We start from the raw sequence: 16,916 nt of genomic DNA on the forward strand, positions 1-16,916 counted from the left end.
GTTTCCTTCTACTGTTTGCGCGCTTTGCCCGCGATAATGAAGCGCAGGGCGTTGAGCTTGATGAAGCCGTTGGCGTCTTTCTGGTCGTAGACCGCGTCCTCTTCGAAGGTACAGTATTCCGGGTTGAACAGCGACTGTTCGGAGCTGCGGCCGACGACGATGACGTTGCCCTTGTAGAGCTTCAGGCGGACCGTCCCTTCAACGTTCTCCTGGGTCTTGTCGATGGCGGCCTGGAGCATCTCGCGCTCCGGTGCGAACCAGTAGCCGTTGTAGATCAGTTTCGCGTAGCGCGGCATCAGCTCGTCTTTGAGGTGCGCCTCTTCGCGGTCGAGGGTGATGGACTCGATGGCGCGGTGCGCTTTGAGCATGATCGTACCGCCCGGCGTTTCGTAACAGCCGCGGCTCTTCATCCCGACGTAGCGGTTCTCGACGATATCGGCGCGGCCGATACCGTGTTTGCCCGCCAGCTTGTTCAGGGTCTCGAGCATCGTTGCCGGGGAGAGGGCTTCACCGTTCAGGCTGACCGGGTCGCCGTTTTTATAGCCGATCTCGATGTACTCAGGCTCGTCCGGTGCCGTCTCCGGGGAGACGGTCCAGCGCCACATATCTTCTTCGGGTTCCGCAGCGGGATCTTCAAGGATGCCCCCCTCGTAGGAGATGTGCAGGAGGTTGGCGTCCATGGAGTAGGGGGATTTTTTCCCGCTTTTCTCGATCTTGATGCCGTGCTTCTCGGCGTAGGCGAGCAGCTTTTCGCGGGAGTTGAGGTCCCATTCGCGCCACGGGGCGATGATGGTGAGGCTGCTGTTCTGGCCGAGGTAGCCCAGTTCGAAGCGGACCTGGTCGTTCCCTTTGCCGGTTGCGCCGTGGCTGACGCCGTCGGCGCCGGTGATCTTGGCGATCTCCGCCTGGCGCTTGGCGATCAGCGGACGGGCAATGGAAGTGCCCAGAAGGTATTCGCCTTCGTAGATGGCGTTGGCGCGGAACATCGGGAAGACGTAGTCGCGGACGAACTCTTCGCGCAGGTCGTCGATAAAGATGTTTTCAGGTTTGATACCGAGGCTGAGCGCCTTCTGGCGTGCCGGTTCGACCTCTTCGCCCTGGCCGATATCGGCGGTAAAGGTGACGACTTCGCACTGGTACTCATCCTGCAGCCACTTGAGGATGACGCTGGTGTCCAGGCCGCCGGAGTAGGCCAAAACGACTTTTTTGACTTCTTTTTTCATGGATATATGTCCTTGAAGGATAATTATGATGCCGCGATTTTAGCGCAGTTTAGATGACGACGAGGTAAAGGGCACCCGGGTTCGGGTGGGGGACCTGCTATACTTTTGAAAAAGTTTGGAGCTCCGGATGCCAAGTTTTGCCATTATCGGCGGTCTTTTGCTCAATGTCGGCGCCTTTTTGACCTACCGCGGGAAGATCTTCGAAGCGGTGTGGGCCTACCTGGTGGCGGACCTCTGCTGGATCGCGATGGCCTGGGAACGCAATGATGGCTGGGGCATGCTCTTTATCGCCATAGGCATCGCCTTCGGGCTGCTGGCCTTTCGGCGGATGCACCGGGGGGACATGGAAAAATCACTGAACAAGGATGAACGTGGCTGATACGATGCTATACGAGGCGCAGGGACTGCAGCTCGACCTCTCCAAAATCACCCGTCTCTACCCGGCGGCGATCGTCGAGGGGGGCGGTGCCGAGGCCCAGGTCTCCCTGGAGTGGGCGGATTTGAAAAAAGACGAAGTGAAGATCGCGGAGTACGTCCTCGTCTTTGACTTCGACCCCCCCGGAGAGGTCCCGGCCCAGCGCAAACTGCTCCATTTCGAGACGAAAGCGGCGCTCTTCGAGACGATGCAGACCCTCTCCGATATCTTCGAAAAGGCCTACAAGGGGGCTTAGCGGATTACCTGAAGCGGGTCGATGTGGTAGTTTTTCTGGGTCACTTCGAACATCAGTTCATCGTTCACGCGGCCGATGACGCTCCCTTTTTTGAGACGTTTGCCTTTCTGGACCGTCGGGGCGATCTGGTCGAGGTGGGCGTAGATGGTATGCAGTCCGCCGGAGTGCTCGATAATGACGACGTTCTCCAACATCGGCGTCTCCTGGGCAAGAATAACCTTGCCGTTGAAGACGGCCTTGACTTTGGCGTTGGGGCTTTTTGGCTGCAGGGAGACCGACTCGTTGAAGATCTTGATCTTGTAGATCGGGTCGGTGTAGGTGCCGTAGCGCTTCAGGACCGTGTACGCATCGAGTGGTGCGATTGTCTTTGAACCGCGGTAGCGGCGGGTCCGCGCTTTGTGGTAGCTGCTGCCGACGGAACGGACGTCGGGAACCTCTTTGGAAGCCAGCAGCGCTTCGTTGCGCTTCTCCTCCTGGCGCGCGGCCGCTTTTTGCGATTCGCTCTCCTGGATGATGTGCAGTTGGGCCAGGGTCTCTTTCAGGGCGGACTTCTGCGCCAGGATCTTTTTGATCTCTTTCTTATAGCGGCTCTTCTTCGTCTGCAGGTCGCCCAGGGCCTTTTCATTCGTCTGTTTGGCTTTTTGGAGGTCGCGTTTTTCCTGTTCGATCGAAGCGATGTCCGTTTTGAGCCTTGCTGTTTTTGCCGTCAGTTGCTTCAGGGCGGCTTCGTTCGCGCGGTAGTCATTCCCGAGCTTTTTGATCTGTTCTTTGGTCTGTGCGTTCAACGCGCTAAAAACCGCCTCGCCGATGACCGCGTCGGGGGAGAGAGTGTTGCTGTCCTCCTGGATCATGGTGAGCGAGACGATGCGCGCCATAAGGTCGGCGAGGTCGTCGCGCAGTTTTTTGCGGTTGGCCTCGAGGGTCTGCTGCGTTTCGGCGAGCGTGACCAGTTCATCCTTGGCACCGGAAAGGATGGTGGCCTTGCCCTGCAGTGCCGACTCGAGGGATTCGATCTTCTTCTGCTGGGTCAGAACGGTCCGCTTTTTTTTCAGGATCGCCTTGGCGGTCTTGGCCATCTTGGCATTGACCGAGGCGTAGTTGCGGTCGAAAGAGCTGAGACTTTTGGAGGTCTCGTCGATTTTGTCGTCGATGCTCTTGGCCGCCACGGCGGCGGTCAGCAGCACGAAAAGCAGAAGGGCGGCCCGGATCATACCTCTTCTTTGTGCCCCATGACGATCATGGAAGCGAGCAGGATGGAGAGGGAGATGGCCACGCCCGTGAGCAGCGGCACGTCGTGCAGCGGCTGGAAGAGCGTCGGTTGCAGCTGTACGAGGGAGAGGAGCTGAGCCATCCAGCCGTAGTGGTCGACGAGGACAAAGACGGTCGTCGCCAGCAGCGAAGCGATCACGGCATCGACGATGGCCAGGCGGAAGAGGACGGCCGATCGCAGCCAGACCGGGGCACCGAAGAGGGCCATGATGTTCATCCGTTCGCGGTGCTGGAACTGCCACAGGCGCATCTCTTTGATGATGAGCAGCGAGGTGACGAGGAGGACGACGGCCGCCAGGACGCTGACAACGTTCTTGAAAAGCTGCAGCAGCCGGTAGACGGTGTCATGCTGCTGCGCAAAGGTCTCGACGCGGCTGATGGCCCGATCGCGCAGCAGCCTCTTTCCCAGTTCCCGCGCCTCGTCCGGGGTGATGAAGTGGGCCATCCGGAGCCGGTAGAAGTGCGGAAGGTTCAGCGTCATCAGGTTGATCTGGGAGTCCCCGGTCTGCTGCTGGAGCTGCTGCAGCACCCGGGCGGGCGAGAGGGGTTCAACGGCGCTGATAGCATCGTCGATGCCCTGGAAAAAGGCGAGGGAGAGGTTGTTGTCGCTGACGACGACGATGCCGTAGTTGTCCCCCAGGCGCTGTTCGTACGCCCCGATGACCCGCTCCAGGCTCAAAAAGAGCTGCAGGGTGATGAGGATGGAAAAGAGCGCCGTGATCAGCGAAAAGTGGCTTTTAAGAGACTTCATAGACGTCTCCGTGCTCAATATGGTAGTGCTTGTATTTGATCCCCAGCGTCTCGGGGATGTGGTGGGTGACGACGACGACGGTCGCTTCGAGCTGGGTGTTGGCCCCCTCGAGAAGGTTCCAGATCACCTTGGAAGAGTACTCGTCCAGGTTCCCCGTCGGTTCATCCGCGAGGATAAGGATGGGGTTGTGGGCGAGGGCGCGTGCCATGGCGACGCGCTGCTGCTCGCCCCCGCTCAGCTCCATGGGGTACTTGCCCCGCTGGTGGGTAAGTTTGACGTGGCCGAGAAGCTTCTCCACCTGCATCTCGCTGATGTCGCGGGCGTAGCCGTTGATGAGCAGCGGGAGCATGACATTCTTTTCGATCGTCCACTCTTTGACAAGCTTGTAGTCCTGGAAGACGATGCCGACGTGGCGGCGCAGGAAGTTGAGTTTCTTCGTATGGATATTGTCCATGTCGACCCCGCCGACGGTGAGGTTGCCCGAGAGCATAGGGAGAGCGCCGAAGAAGGATTTCAGCAGGGTGGACTTGCCGCTCCCGCTGGCCCCGGTGATGAAAACGAAGCTCCCCGAGTCGATCGCGAAGGTCGCCTTGGAGATGATCGTTTCATGCTTGCCGTAGCCCAGGGAGAGGTTGTCGGCGATGATGATCTTATCCATGCAGGGCCTCGATCAGGAGCTGATGCGCGCGGGCGTTCGTCCGGGAGCGCACCGGCGGTGTCGGGAGGTAGCGCGGCGCATCGCCGAGGATCAGATAGAGATGCTCGGGACGGGCGTAGGGGCCCATGGAGAGGCGGAACATGGCGCGGTCGTCGTCGGTGCGGTAGAGGCGCTCGAAGTGCACGAACCCTTCGTCAAAACGCAGCGTGGAGCCGTTGAGGGCTTCGAGGCGTTCATGGTCGGGTGCGATGGCGTCGAAAACGAAGGGGGCGATCGCCTCCAGCGGTCCGGAAAGCTCTTCGTTGTGCATCAGTACGTCGTAGATGTTCTTCTCCATCCGGCGCCAGCGGTCCTCGTACTTGCTGCTGACCTCCAGGGCGCGGTTCTTGTAGATCTCGATATGGTTCTGGTTCAGGGCCATAAAGGTCTCGAAACTGTAGGCGAAGTAGTTGTCGCTGTCGGTACGCAGTTCCAGTTTCCCTTCGGGTTTCAGCACCCGGATGCTCTCGGCGATGAAAGCTTCCCCGATGACGCGGCGCTGGGGTTTCTTGTCCCAGGGGACGGGAAAGTGGACGTAGATGCGCCCGGCAAGGTTGGAGGGGACGAGTTCCAAAAAGAGGCGGGCGTCATAGTCGAGCAGCAGGAGATTGTCAAGCTGCTGGATATTGATCTGTTTGAGCACCTGCTCGATGGAGGGCTTGTGGATCTCGATCCCGATAAAGAGGACTTCCGGGTTCGCCTTGGCCTGGTGCAGCAGGTGGCGGCCGGAACCGAAGCCTACCTCGATGCGGATCTCACGGTCGGTGGGAAAGTTGCGCTCGAAATCGTGGATGGACCAGAGCGCGCTGTCGTTGCCCAGGTGCATGTTTGCTTCGCCGCTGTCGACGTTCGAGGCGAGGACCTCCAGTCCGACGAGCCCCGCATAGGCCTGAAGGGCGCGCTTGACATAGTGGGTGGCCGAGGGGCGGGAGATCTTGTCCGCTTTGAGCAGGGTTTTGTCCGGCAGCCGCTTGAGCAGCAGGAAGAACTCTTTCTCGCCGATGGAAGCGGCGATCAGCTTTTCATCGTCGTGGAGGGTATTCTCCGCCATATAGTGAAAGGTGACGCCGTCCGCGGCCGCGGGGAAGGCCGGAGCCTTGAACGAAGCGATATGCAGGTGGGGCATCGGGTTACTGGCCCTCCAGGACGATGGTCTTGGACGCGGAGGGCTCAGACTTGAGGCCGTTGGCATCGACGGCGATCACCTTGTAGCTGTACTCCAGCCCCGGCGAAACGTTCACATCGGTGAAGCTTTCGGTCTTGATGTCGCGGATGACGTTCTCTTTGCTGTCGAACCATCCGCTGCGGGTCGTCTTGAGGAGTTCGAAAGCGACGGCGCGGGCATCTTTTGCCGTCCAGCGTACCACCACCGCTTTGTTGCGCAGTGCGAGGCCGGTCAGCTCCGGTACGGCTGGTGCCGCCATCGTCGTGCCTTCGGAAGGTTCGCTCGGCAGGCTTTCCAACTCATCCTTGTCGACGGCCGCGACCTTGTAGAAGTAGTGTGCCCCGTTTTCTTCGACCTTGTCCGTAAAAGCGGTTCTGTCGACTTTGGCGCGGTAGCTGTAGTAGCCGTCCTCGCGGTCGGCACGGTAGACCTTGTAGTAGACAATCCCTTTGTTGGGGGAGGGCTGCCACTGCAGGGCGACCTTGTGGATCGCACCCCGGCCGGCCGAGAGCTGCGACGGCGGCAGCGGGAGCGGCTTGGTCGCGACGGTCACGACGGCGGAGGGGAGGCTCTTCTCGCCGCTGAAAGTGCGGGCGAGGATGCGGTAGCGGTAGACGCTGTCGTCGTCAAGATCGTGGTCGATGTGTTCGGCGTGGAGGCGGCCGTCGATGCGGGCAATCCAGTGGAAGGATTTCTCGCCCGGATCGAGGCGTTCGATTTCATACCCCTCGACGCGCAGGTCCGGGTGGGGACGCCAGAGGAGCTTGGCACTGCGTGCGAGCTCTTTGGTCGCCGTGAAGTAGCTGACGGGCTCGGGGAGGCTCAGTGTTTTGGCGGCGACGGTGTTGTCGGGCATCGATTCGCGCCCCTTGGCGTCGACGGTCGTGAAGCGGTAGCGGTAGGTCGTGGCGGGCTGCAGGCCGGCGTCGACGTAGTGGGTACGGAGGGTGTCGTCGATGACGGCGATGCGGTAGAGTTTGTCATCCTCGCCGCCCGGGGTGTCGCGGTAGATATTTACGCCTTTGACCCGCGTGTCCTTGACCGGTTTCCACTCAAATGCGATGGCGGCGGTGTCGCTCAGGTAGCCGTTGATGCTGACCTGGGGCAGGGTGTTGTCGATAGCGACAGGTCCGGCGGGGGTGGGGCCTCCGACACAGCCGCTAATCAGCAGTGTCAGTGTCGAAAAGAGTGCCGATACGATCAGGGTCGAGCGTCTCATCATCCAGTGTCTCCGTAGCGAAATGCGACTGCAGCCTCTCTGTGAGCGCCGCGGGAAGCGGGGCCGCAAAACGCATTGCCTCTCCCGTCCGCGGATGGGTGAAGTAGAGCGTATAGGCGTGCAGCAGAATACGTTGGATTTTATCGGGATTGCTCTTAATGCCGTATAAATGGTCGCCGAGGATATGGCGGCTGAAACTTTCCAGGTGGACGCGGATCTGGTGGGTGCGCCCCGTAAAGAGTTTGCAGGCGATCAGCTCCTCCTTTTCATCCTTGGAGAGCAGCAGCTTTTTGAAGAGGGTCTGTGCGCTCTTGCCGTGGGGAACGACGGCCATCTTGAGGCGGTTGTGGGGGCTGCGCCCGATCGGCTTATCGACCAGGGTGAGGTCCTCTTTGAGCGGCGGGGTGACGACGGCGAGGTAGTAGCGCCCCATGCTCTTGTCCTGGAGCTGTTTGGAGAGGGCGTCGTGGGCCTCGTTCGTTTTGGCGACGATCATGACGCCGCTGGTGCCTTTGTCGAGGCGGTGGACGATGCCGTGGCGCTCCTCGCCGCTGAGCGTCGAGAGGCGGATGTCGTGGTGTTTGAGCCAGTCGACGAGGGTCGGCTCCTTGACGCTGGGGGCGGGGTGGACGGTAAGGCCGCTGGGCTTGTTGATGATCAGCAGGTCGTCATCCTCATAGAGAATGGGCACGTCGAAATCGATGGGCTGCGCTTCCTCCGGCTCCATCTGCGGCAGCGTGACCGTGACCTTTTCACCGGCTTTGAGCTTCACCCCCGGCTTGGCCGCCGCTTTGGCCTCGACGGCGACATGGCCGTTTTTGATGAGGTGGGCGATCTGATTGCGGGGTTCGCCCATCGCCTTCCCCAGAAAGGTGTCGAGGCGTTCGCCCCCGGCGGCTTCGAAAGTCAGGACAGTTGGCTGCATGGGAACCTTTGTTATAATTTTGGCACTGGGCATTAAGCGCTGTGGCTAAAAGCTGGATGGGGACCCGTACCGCTCTTTTTTCTACACGTTTGACGCTGAACGCTTAACGCTTGAGAGGACGTGCCTTGCGCAGAATAGATAGACGCATTTTAGCACACTTCGATTTTGTCATCCCGGCGCTGGTCGTGCCCCTTGTCCTGGTGTCGGGGTGGCTTATCGGCGAGATCCACCCCCTTCTGGCGCACAAACATCTCGTCTATGTCGGCGTCGGCGCGGTCGTCTTCACCTTTTTCTTCTTTCTGCCTGTACGGCGGCTGAGCTGGATGATCCCGATCTTCTACTGGTTCAACATCGGTCTGCTGCTCGCCGTCGAGTTCTTCGGCCATGCGCGCCTGGGGGCGAAGCGCTGGATCGAGCTCCCCTTTGTGCACTTTACCCTGCAGCCTTCCGAGCTGATGAAACCGGCGTTCATCCTGATGCTGGCCTACCTCGTCTCGCGTAATCCGCCCCCCTACGGTGGCTACGGCTGGGCCGCTTTTTTGAAACTCTCCTTTTACATCCTGCTCCCCTTCTTCCTTATCGCCAAGGAGCCGGACCTGGGGACGGCTACCGTCTTGCTGCTGCTGGGGGTGGGGGTGCTCTTTCTCGTCGGGGTGCGCTGGAAGATCTGGCTGACGCTGGCGGTCGGTTTTATCGTCTCGATGCCGCTGATCTATACCCAGCTGCACGACTACCAGAAGAAGCGGATCACGGACTTTATGAGCGAGAAACCGAGCTACCACGTCCAGCAGTCCATCATCGCCATCGGTTCGGGCGGGGTCGTCGGCAAGGCCAAGGAGGAGGCGACGCAGACGCAGATGAAGTTCCTTCCCATCGCGTCGAGTGACTTCATTTTCGCCTATGTCGTGGAGCGTTTCGGGTTTATGGGGGCTGTGCTGCTGATCGGGCTCTATGCCCTGATCATCATCCACCTGCTCGGCATCAGCCTCTACACCCACGACCCCTACATTAAGGTCGTCAGCGCGTCGGTCTCGTTGCTCATCTTCGTCTACATGAGCGTCAACATCGCGATGACCATCGGGCTCGCCCCCGTCGTCGGTGTCCCGCTGCCGATGTTCAGCTACGGCGGCAGCAGTTTCGTCAATTTCATGATCCTCTTCGGCATCCTCGAAAACCTGATGGCGTTCCGCTTCACCGAACTCTACCACCGCCGGGGCAAAAAAAGCTTCGTCTAAAGGGCGCGAAAGTATAATTCGCTCCTTCCGATACCGGATGTGGGTCTTTAGCTCAGTTGGTTAGAGCCCCCCGCTCATAACGGGGTGGTCCAGGGTTCGAGTCCCTGAGGACCCACCACCAAACCTACGATACCTTTTCCCTTTTATTTTTCAGAACGTTATGGCGCATCCAACAGTTTTTCAATGGCGCTTTCCAGTGTTTTCGGCTCCGTCGAGGGGGCAAACCGTTCGACGACGTTGCCGCTGCGGTCGACGAGGAACTTGGTGAAGTTCCACTTGATCGCCTCGCTGCCCAGCACGCCCGGCCGGGCCTTTTTGAGGTGGCGGTAGAGGGGGTGGGCGTGCTCGCCGTTGACGTCGATCTTGCCGAACATCGGGAAGGTGACCCCGAAATTGTTCCGGCAGAAGGTTATGATCTCCTGTCCCGTTCCCGGTTCCTGGGAACCGAACTGGTTGCAGGGGAAACCGAGGACGACCATGCCCCGGGATTTGTATTGCTCATAGAGCGCTTCGAGCCCTTCGTATTGCGGGGTAAAGCCGCAGCGGCTGGCGACGTTGACGATTAGCATGACCTTGCCGCGGTAAGCTTCGAGCGTCGTGGCGCTGCCGTCAATGGTTTTAACGTTGAAAGCGTAGATGTCGGTCATTGTATTCTCCTGGGCGCAGTTTTGGATGGAAAAGAGCAATAAGAGTCCAAAAAGCCCCCGTATTGTCCGCTGTCTCATCATCTTCCTTCGTCCGTGTGATACCGCATTGTAACATCCATGTAAACTCCCTTGGTCGCGGAGATGGAACAGACGTCGGAAACAGCGGCGGGTCCGGGGTGTGAAAACCCGTGGGGGGTGGGTGAAAAATAGGCGCGGTTTTCCCGAAGTTGAATCGAGAAAAGTATATAATGCAGCAATATTCCGAGGACGCACAAGGAAAACCATGGCGCTCAAAGTCGTAATCTCCCACAAAACCGCTTACCAGTATGACCGTTACGTGTCGCTTTCGCCGCATACCATTCGTTTGCGCCCCGCGCCGCACAGCCGCACCCCGATCGAGGCGTACTCGCTCAAGATCAAGCCGGAGAACCACTTTATCAACTGGCAGCAGGACCCCTTCGGCAACTACCTCGCCCGTATCGTTTTCCCTGAAAAGACGAAAGAGATGAGCATCGACGTCGAGATCATTGCTGACCTGATCACCATCAACCCTTTCGATTTCTTCGTCGACGAGTATGCGCAGGACTTCCCGTTCAAGTACAAGCCGGCGCTGAAAAAGGAGCTGCTGCCCTACCTGGAGATTACGGACAAAGGCAAAAAGCTCAAGACGTTCATGGAGTCGCTCGACCTGAAGACGAAACGCAATATAAACGACTTTCTCGTCTACCTCAACACGGAGATCCACAAGTACCTCGACTATACGATCCGGCTCGATCCGGGCGTGCAGACCTGCGAAGTGACCCTGGGCAACAAACTCGGCAGCTGCCGCGATTACGCCTGGCTCTTCGTGCAGGTACTGCGCCACCTGGGACTCGCGGCGCGTTTCGTCTCCGGCTACCTTGTCCAGCTCACCGCTGATGTCAAATCCCTCGACGGCCCGAGCGGCCCGGAAGCGGACTTTACGGACCTGCACGCCTGGACGGAGGTCTACGTCCCGGGGGCGGGATGGATCGGTCTCGATGCGACCAGCGGCCTCTTCGCCGGGGAGGGGCATATCCCCCTGGCATGTACGCCCCATTACGACAGCGCCCACGCCATCGACGGGGCGACGGATAAATGCGAGACGGAGTTTGATTACTCCAACACTGTCACGCGGATCTTCGAATCGCCCCGGGTCACCAAGCCCTACCGCGACGAACAGTGGGAGGCGATCTACAACCTCGGGTTCGAGGTCGACAGGGAGCTCGAAGCCAACGACGTCCGTCTCTCGATGGGGGGCGAGCCGACCTTCGTCTCCATCGACGACATGGAGTCCGAGCAGTGGAACACCGAAGCCGACGGCGAACACAAGCGCGAACGTGCCGACGTCCTGGCGCACCGGCTGCTGGGGACCTTCGGCAAGGGCGGGATGCTGCACTACGCCCAGGGGAAATGGTACCCGGGCGAACCGCTGCCGCGCTGGCAGAAGTCGGTTGTCTGGCGCAAAGACGGCAAGCCGATCTGGCGCAACCCGAACCTTTTTGCCGACATGAACGCGACCTACAGCTACACGACCGAAGACGCGAAGCGTTTCATGGAGCTGCTGTCGCTGACGCTGGGCGTGAGCGACAAGAACATTGTCGAAGCCTATGAAGACCCCGTCTACTACGTCGTCAAAGAGGCCGAGCTACCCATCGACGTCGATCCGACGACGTTTGACCTGGATGACCCGCTCGAGCGCCGTACCCTGGCGCAGCTGCTACAGCAGGGGCTGGCCAACCCGGTCGGCTATGTCCTGCCGCTTAACTACGGCAAGACACGCTGGATCACCTCGGCATGGGAGTTCCGCCGCGGAAAACTCTTTCTCAGTGCGGGGAACTCGCCGCTGGGCCTGCGGATGCCACTGGAGTCGCTGATGGCCAAACCCCATGTGGAGCTGGCGCAGAACTTCGAACCCGACCTTTTTGCAGAGGCCCCGGCACTGGGGGATTACCTTGACGATGCGCGGGCACGCTGCGAAGCGGCGACCCCGGAGACGACGGAGGCGAACCGTTACGACGCCTTCGTGCGGACGGCGATCAGTACGGAAGTGCGCGACGGTAAACTCTATATCTTCCTGCCGCCGCTCAACCACACAGAGGCCTTCCTGGACCTCATGGCCTCCATCGAGGCGGTCGCGGCGAAGCTCAATGTCAAAGTCGTCCTCGAGGGGTACGAACCGGCCCACGACAACCGCATCGAGCGCATCAAAGTGACCCCGGACCCGGGGGTTATCGAGGTTAACATCCATCCGGCGAAGAACTGGAGCGAACTGACCGAAACGATGCTGGGACTTTACGAGGACGCGCGCCAGTCGCGGTTGGGAACGGAGAAGTTCATGGTCGACGGCAAGCATACGGGTACGGGCGGGGGGAACCATGTTACCATCGGGGCGATGACGCCGCACGACAGCCCGCTGCTGCGCCGCCCGGAACTGCTGCGCAGTCTTATCACCTTCTGGCAGCACCACCCCTCCCTGAGTTACCTCTTCTCCGGTGCTTTCATCGGCCCGACCTCCCAGGCGCCCCGTGTCGACGAAGGGCGCGCGGAGAACCTCTATGAACTGGAGATCGCCTTTGCGCAGATCCCCGAAAATGGTGAGGTGCCCTACTGGCTCACCGACAGGCTCTTCCGTCATATGCTCACCGACATCACCGGCAATACCCACCGTTCCGAGTTCTGTATCGACAAGCTCTACTCGCCCGATTCGAGCACGGGACGGCTGGGCATCCTGGAGCTGCGCGGTTTCGACATGCCGCCGCATTCGCAGATGGCCCTGATGCAGATGCTGCTGGTACGCACCCTGGTCTCGCTCTTCTGGCGCAAGCCCTACCGCCACAAACTGGTGCGGTGGGGGACCCAGCTGCACGACAAGTTCCTGCTGGAACACTACGTCAAAGAGGATATCGCCGACATCGTCCGTTTCCTCAATGCCGAGGGATACCCCTTCGAGCTGGACTGGTTCGACCCCTTCTTCGAGTTCCGCTTCCCGCTTTACGGCATGGCGACGGTGGAGAATGTCCATCTCGAACTGCGCGCGGCCATCGAACCGTGGAACGTCCTGGGAGAAGAGAGCGGATCGCAGGGGACATCGCGCTATGTCGATTCGTCGCTGGAGCGCGTCCAGGTCAAAGTGAACAACTTCGTTCCGGAGCGCTATGTGCTCACCTGTAATGGGGTCGCGGTGCCGTTGAACCCGACGGGCGTCGAGGGCGAGTTCGTCGCCGGGGTCAAGTACAAAGCGTGGGAGCCGTGGTCGGCGCTGCACCCGACGATCGGGGTCGACACCCCGCTGACGTTCGATGTCGTCGACCGCTGGAACCAGCGCTCCATCGGGGGGATGACCTACTACGTTTCCCACCCGGGCGGCCGCAGCTACGATACCTTCCCCGTCAACAGCTACGAGGCGGAGTCGCGCCGAATTAACCGTTTCTGGGGCTTCAACCATACCCAGGGCAGTGTCGATGAGGTGCCGACCCACGTGGTCGAACAGGCGCTGCCGGCAGGGGAGCGTGAAGTGACGCGCAAAGTGGCCGAGAAGCACGCCGGCGACAAGGTCTTTGTCTTCCAGGAGCTGCCGCGCAGCGCCGAGTATCCCCATACGCTGGACCTTAGACGGAAATGGACACGGGTGTAAATGGGGATTTTCGACCGCTATTTTTCCGAAAGCTCCTTTGACGAGATGGTCGATGCGCAGCGGCAGTGCCGCCCGCATTGGCAGGCGATCTGCGACCAGATCGAGGCGACCGGCATCGAGGGGCTGAAAGCCAAACAGGCGGAGCTGGACTGGAGCCTCGAAGAGAACGGCGTCACCTACAACGTCTACGACGCCCCCGACGGGATCACCAAACGGCGCTGGACGCTCGATCCCATCCCCTTCGTCGTCACCCAGACGGAGTGGGACGGCGTCGTCAAGGGGCTGCGTCAGCGCGCGAAGCTTTTCGACCTGATGCTGCGCGACCTCTACGGCGACCAGCTTCTGCTGCGGCAGGGGATCCTGCCCGCCGAAGTCGTCTACGCCCACAAGGGGTACGCGGCGGAGATGTTCGGTTTCGGACACAAAATGGATTTTGAACTCTTCTTCTACGCGACGGACATGGCGCGGGGGCCCGATGGCAAGTTCTGGATCGTCAATGACCGTATCCAGGCCCCGTCGGGCCTCGGTTACGCCGTCGAGAACCGCCTGAGCATGAACATCATCGCCAAATCGCTCTATCCGGGGGTACATACCCGCCGGCTCGCGGGCTTCATCGAAGAGATGAAATCGATGATCGACCGTCTCAGCGGTGGGGACCGCTCCAAGGCGGCCCTGCTGACGCCGGGACCGCACAACGAAACCTATTTCGAGCACGCCTATCTCAGCTCCCTGCTGGAGATCAGCCTGGTGCAGGGCGAGGACATGCTGGCCAAGGACGGGGCGCTGTGGCTGAAAAACCTGAGCGGCCTCACGAGGATCAACACCCTGCTGCGCCGGGTGGACGACCGCTACTGCGATCCGCTGGAGCTGAAAAACGATTCGCACCTGGGGGTGGCGGGGCTGGTCGATGCCGCGCGCCGGGAGAACCTGGCGATGATTAACCCCATCGGCAGCGGCATCCTCGAGAACCTCGGCTTCAACCCCTTTATGAAGAACATTGCGAAGTTCTTCCTCGATGAAGAGCTGATCCTGCCCCAGATCGCCACCTGGTGGTGCGGGCAGCCCGGCGAACTCGAATATGTCCTCAAACACCTGGATAAACTGATCGTCAAACATATCGACCGCACGGAGAGTGCCACGGTCTACTTCGGCCGGAAGATGGACGCCGGGGAGCTCGATGCACTGAGGGCACGGTTGAAGGCGGCGCCGCACCTCTACGTGGCGCAGGAGGAGATCGGCTTCTCCACCGTGCCGTACTTTACCGGGGAGTCCGTCGAACCGCGCAATGCCGTTATCCGCTCCTACGCCTTCAAGCGCGGCAGCCAATACTGGGTAATGAACGGCGGGCTCGTGCGCGTCGCCTCGCAAAAAGACGCTTTCCTGATCTCGTCGCAAAAAGGGGGCACCAGCAAGGACCTCTGGATCGTCGGCGAGGATGAGGAGCGCGCGCCGAGCAATCCGTTCAAACAGCTGCCGTGTATTGACGCCTCCATCGACCAGATCCCGACCCGCAGGGCGGAGAACCTCTTCTGGCTCGGACGCTACCTCTCGCGCGCGATTATCACGACGCGCCTCATCCGCTACGCGGTCAAGCGCCTCATCAACGTCTACCGCGACGAGTCGAACACCGCCGGGGAGTCGCAGCACCAGCTGCTGCGCGCCATTACGCACATGACGATGACCTATCCGGGATTCCTGAACAAGAAAAAGGCCGACAAGCTCCTGGACAACCCGATGAAAGAGATCGTCTCAGTGCTCAAAGATCAGGGCCGGACCGGGTCGCTCTCCTTTACGCTGGCAATGCTGTCGGGTTCAAACGTCAGCATCAAGAACCTGCTGGGCATCGAAGCGTGGAAACTCTTCGACAAGCTCCAGTGGGAGTGGCAGGCGTTCTGCAGCGCCAATACCCGCATGAACCGCACCATCGTCAATGAGATGGACAAGCTGCATGTGAACCTGCTGGCGTACAAGGAGCTCGTCGAAGAGAGCATGTTCCGCGAGCAGGGGCTGGTCCTGTACGATATCGGCTACCGGATCGAGAGCGTCCAGCTGCTGATCTCCAAAGCGCGCTCCCTGCTCTGCCCGCGCCAGGAGAAGGCCGAGGAGTATGAACTGCTCGAAGCGCTGCTCAACACCTGCGAGAGCTTCAATGCCTACCGCGCCCACTACCGCAGCGCCCTGCAGCTCGAGAACGTCATCGAGTTCCTGCTGCTTAACCCGCAGTACCCGAAATCGTTGACCTACCAGACCCAGAAACTGCTCTCGGACCTCAAAGACCTGCCGAAGTCCCGTACCCACCTCACCGAGTACGAGGCGCCGATATTCCAGGCCTATTCGCGCCTGAAGCTCGCCACGGCGCAGGCGCTGCTGACCTATGAGGAGTCCGACGGCATCTACAAGGAGCTTGATGGGCTGCTTTCCGAGCTCTCCGAGCTCTTTATGAAGGCTTCGGACGAGTTTTCGAAAACCTATTTTTCCCATTACGACGAGTGAGCATGATTTACGATATTTTCCACGAAACGGTCTTCCATTATCAGAGTCTGGTCACCTTCAGCCACAACATCGCGCGGCTGAAGCCCAAAGAGGGGCGGGAGCAGGAGCTGCTCTCGTTCCGGCTCGACGCGGAGCCGTACGCGTCGGAGATCCATGCCTTTGTCGACATGTTCGGCAACACCAACCACCATCTGCTGCTGCGCGAACCGCACACCTCCCTGACGGTGACGGGACATTCACGGGTGCGGCGCAAAATCAAAGAGGCGCACCGGGCAATCGAACGGCTTCGCAAAGGGGCTGTCTCCTATGACAAAGCGCTGCAGCGCCTCTCGGGCTTCAACACGCGCGACATCGCCGCCAAGCAGTTTCTCTTCGCGTCGGACCTCGTGCCCGTCGATATCGCGCCGCTGCACGACTACGCCTTGGAGTCCTTCCATCCGGAGCGCAGCCTTTTCGAGGCGGGCGAAGAGCTGATGGGTCGCATCTTCGAAGACTTCGAGTTCAATCCCGCGTTCAGCGACCTGACGACCCCCGTGACGACGATCTTCGAAGAGAAAAAGGGGGTCTGCCAGGATTTCGCGCACCTGGCCCTCTCCGCGCTGCGCTCCATCGGGTTGCCGGCGCGCTACGTGAGCGGCTACATCGAGACCATCCCGCCCGAAGGCACGGAGAAGCTCTTCGGCGCGGACGCGTCGCACGCCTGGGTATCGCTCTACGTCCCCGGGAGCGGCTGGCTCGACCTCGACCCGACGAACAACATCATTCCCCTGGAGCAGCACATCGTCATGGGGCACGGACGGGACTACGACGATATCTCGCCGCTCAAAGGGGTGGTGCGGGGGAGCGGGCAGAGCCGGCTCAGCGTCCGCGTGGACGTCCGGCGTGCCACTGAGGAAGATGAAGAGACGGCACCCACCCAGATACAGTCACAGTCGCAATCGTCGAAGTAGCGCCGCCGCAACCGGC

General features: G+C 60.3%; 14 protein-coding genes and 1 tRNA gene. 7 read left to right on the forward strand and 8 right to left on the reverse strand.

Annotated elements, in window-relative coordinates; all coding sequences use genetic code 11:
• Positions 1–8 precede the first annotated feature (8 nt).
• The gene (locus ACM66T_RS03520; RefSeq protein WP_231020419.1) at positions 9–1,223 is read right to left on the reverse strand and encodes an argininosuccinate synthase; all 1,215 of its coding nucleotides are present in this window, start codon (positions 1,221–1,223) and stop codon (positions 9–11) included.
• 127 nt (positions 1,224–1,350) lie between these two features.
• On the opposite strand from ACM66T_RS03520, the gene ACM66T_RS03525 reads away from it, so the two are divergent.
• Together ACM66T_RS03525 and ACM66T_RS03530 are read left to right on the forward strand one after the other, a co-directional pair.
• On the forward strand, positions 1,351–1,602 hold the full coding sequence (locus ACM66T_RS03525) for a hypothetical protein (protein WP_231020420.1): 252 nt from the start codon (positions 1,351–1,353) through the stop codon (positions 1,600–1,602).
• Positions 1,595–1,894: a hypothetical protein gene (locus ACM66T_RS03530; RefSeq protein WP_231020421.1), complete on the forward strand. Its 300-nt coding sequence runs from the start codon at positions 1,595–1,597 to the stop codon at positions 1,892–1,894. The genes ACM66T_RS03525 and ACM66T_RS03530 overlap by 8 nt, the downstream gene beginning before the upstream one ends.
• On the opposite strand, the gene ACM66T_RS03535 is transcribed toward ACM66T_RS03530, so the two are convergent.
• From ACM66T_RS03535 to ACM66T_RS03560, 6 genes are read right to left on the reverse strand one after another with little or no spacing between them, the layout of a single operon-like run.
• On the reverse strand, positions 1,891–3,105 hold the full coding sequence (locus tag ACM66T_RS03535) for a murein hydrolase activator EnvC family protein (protein WP_231020422.1): 1,215 nt from the start codon (positions 3,103–3,105) through the stop codon (positions 1,891–1,893). The two genes, ACM66T_RS03530 and ACM66T_RS03535, sit on opposite strands and share 4 nt — an antisense overlap.
• Entirely contained in the window at positions 3,102–3,914 is an 813-nt protein-coding gene (locus ACM66T_RS03540) for a cell division protein FtsX (RefSeq protein WP_231020423.1), read from the reverse strand. The genes ACM66T_RS03535 and ACM66T_RS03540 overlap by 4 nt, the downstream gene beginning before the upstream one ends.
• Positions 3,901–4,572 (reverse strand): cell division ATP-binding protein FtsE, encoded by a 672-nt coding sequence (locus ACM66T_RS03545; protein ID WP_231020424.1) that lies wholly within the window; start codon positions 4,570–4,572, stop codon positions 3,901–3,903. The genes ACM66T_RS03540 and ACM66T_RS03545 overlap by 14 nt, the downstream gene beginning before the upstream one ends.
• Complete coding sequence (gene trmB / locus ACM66T_RS03550; RefSeq protein WP_231020425.1) at positions 4,565–5,737, reverse strand: tRNA (guanosine(46)-N7)-methyltransferase TrmB; 1,173 nt, start codon at positions 5,735–5,737, stop codon at positions 4,565–4,567. Before trmB ends, ACM66T_RS03545 begins: the two co-directional genes overlap by 8 nt.
• Positions 5,738–5,741: 4 nt before the next feature.
• A complete protein-coding gene (locus tag ACM66T_RS03555; protein ID WP_231020426.1) occupies positions 5,742–6,998 on the reverse strand; it encodes a fibronectin type III domain-containing protein in 1,257 nt (418 codons plus the stop codon).
• Positions 6,937–7,920 carry an RluA family pseudouridine synthase gene (locus ACM66T_RS03560; protein WP_231020427.1) on the reverse strand — a complete coding sequence of 328 codons (984 nt, stop codon included), beginning with the start codon at positions 7,918–7,920 and terminating at the stop codon, positions 6,937–6,939. The genes ACM66T_RS03555 and ACM66T_RS03560 overlap by 62 nt, the downstream gene beginning before the upstream one ends.
• A gap of 125 nt (positions 7,921–8,045) precedes the next feature.
• On the opposite strand from ACM66T_RS03560, the gene ACM66T_RS03565 reads away from it, so the two are divergent.
• A complete protein-coding gene (locus tag ACM66T_RS03565) occupies positions 8,046–9,155 on the forward strand; it encodes an FtsW/RodA/SpoVE family cell cycle protein (protein WP_231020428.1) in 1,110 nt (369 codons plus the stop codon).
• A 41-nt stretch (positions 9,156–9,196) separates the two neighbouring features.
• Positions 9,197–9,273 (forward strand) — tRNA-Ile (locus ACM66T_RS03570).
• A 40-nt stretch (positions 9,274–9,313) separates the two neighbouring features.
• Here the strand turns inward: ACM66T_RS03570 and ACM66T_RS03575 are convergent.
• Complete coding sequence (locus tag ACM66T_RS03575; protein WP_231020429.1) at positions 9,314–9,802, reverse strand: glutathione peroxidase; 489 nt, start codon at positions 9,800–9,802, stop codon at positions 9,314–9,316.
• 283 nt (positions 9,803–10,085) lie between these two features.
• On the opposite strand from ACM66T_RS03575, the gene ACM66T_RS03580 reads away from it, so the two are divergent.
• Genes ACM66T_RS03580 through ACM66T_RS03590 form a run of 3 tightly spaced genes read left to right on the forward strand, consistent with a single transcriptional unit; the run spans position 10,086 to position 16,900 of the window.
• The gene (locus ACM66T_RS03580) at positions 10,086–13,457 is read left to right on the forward strand and encodes a DUF2126 domain-containing protein (protein ID WP_231020430.1); all 3,372 of its coding nucleotides are present in this window, start codon (positions 10,086–10,088) and stop codon (positions 13,455–13,457) included.
• Positions 13,458–15,950, forward strand: coding sequence for a circularly permuted type 2 ATP-grasp protein (locus tag ACM66T_RS03585; RefSeq protein ID WP_416768778.1), 2,493 nt, complete (start codon positions 13,458–13,460; stop codon positions 15,948–15,950).
• Between the two features lie 2 nt (positions 15,951–15,952).
• A complete protein-coding gene (locus ACM66T_RS03590) occupies positions 15,953–16,900 on the forward strand; it encodes a transglutaminase family protein (RefSeq protein WP_231020432.1) in 948 nt (315 codons plus the stop codon).
• Positions 16,901–16,916 lie beyond the last annotated feature (16 nt).

This window comes from Sulfurimonas sp. ST-25, assembly GCF_048079205.1.
Lineage (GTDB): Bacteria > Campylobacterota > Campylobacteria > Campylobacterales > Sulfurimonadaceae > Thiomicrolovo > Thiomicrolovo sulfuroxydans.

Coding starts and splice junctions, on each gene's coding strand:
- ACM66T_RS03555 (WP_231020426.1), bottom strand. CDS start 6,998: ATGATGAGACGCTCGACCCTGATCGTATCGGCACTCTTTTCGACACTG.
- ACM66T_RS03580 (WP_231020430.1), top strand. CDS start 10,086: ATGGCGCTCAAAGTCGTAATCTCCCACAAAACCGCTTACCAGTATGAC.
- ACM66T_RS03575 (WP_231020429.1), bottom strand. CDS start 9,802: ATGACCGACATCTACGCTTTCAACGTTAAAACCATTGACGGCAGCGCC.
- trmB (WP_231020425.1), bottom strand. CDS start 5,737: ATGCCCCACCTGCATATCGCTTCGTTCAAGGCTCCGGCCTTCCCCGCG.
- ACM66T_RS03545 (WP_231020424.1), bottom strand. CDS start 4,572: ATGGATAAGATCATCATCGCCGACAACCTCTCCCTGGGCTACGGCAAG.
- ACM66T_RS03525 (WP_231020420.1), top strand. CDS start 1,351: ATGCCAAGTTTTGCCATTATCGGCGGTCTTTTGCTCAATGTCGGCGCC.
- ACM66T_RS03585 (WP_416768778.1), top strand. CDS start 13,458: ATGGGGATTTTCGACCGCTATTTTTCCGAAAGCTCCTTTGACGAGATG.
- ACM66T_RS03590 (WP_231020432.1), top strand. CDS start 15,953: ATGATTTACGATATTTTCCACGAAACGGTCTTCCATTATCAGAGTCTG.
- ACM66T_RS03560 (WP_231020427.1), bottom strand. CDS start 7,920: ATGCAGCCAACTGTCCTGACTTTCGAAGCCGCCGGGGGCGAACGCCTC.
- ACM66T_RS03535 (WP_231020422.1), bottom strand. CDS start 3,105: ATGATCCGGGCCGCCCTTCTGCTTTTCGTGCTGCTGACCGCCGCCGTG.
- ACM66T_RS03540 (WP_231020423.1), bottom strand. CDS start 3,914: ATGAAGTCTCTTAAAAGCCACTTTTCGCTGATCACGGCGCTCTTTTCC.
- ACM66T_RS03520 (WP_231020419.1), bottom strand. CDS start 1,223: ATGAAAAAAGAAGTCAAAAAAGTCGTTTTGGCCTACTCCGGCGGCCTG.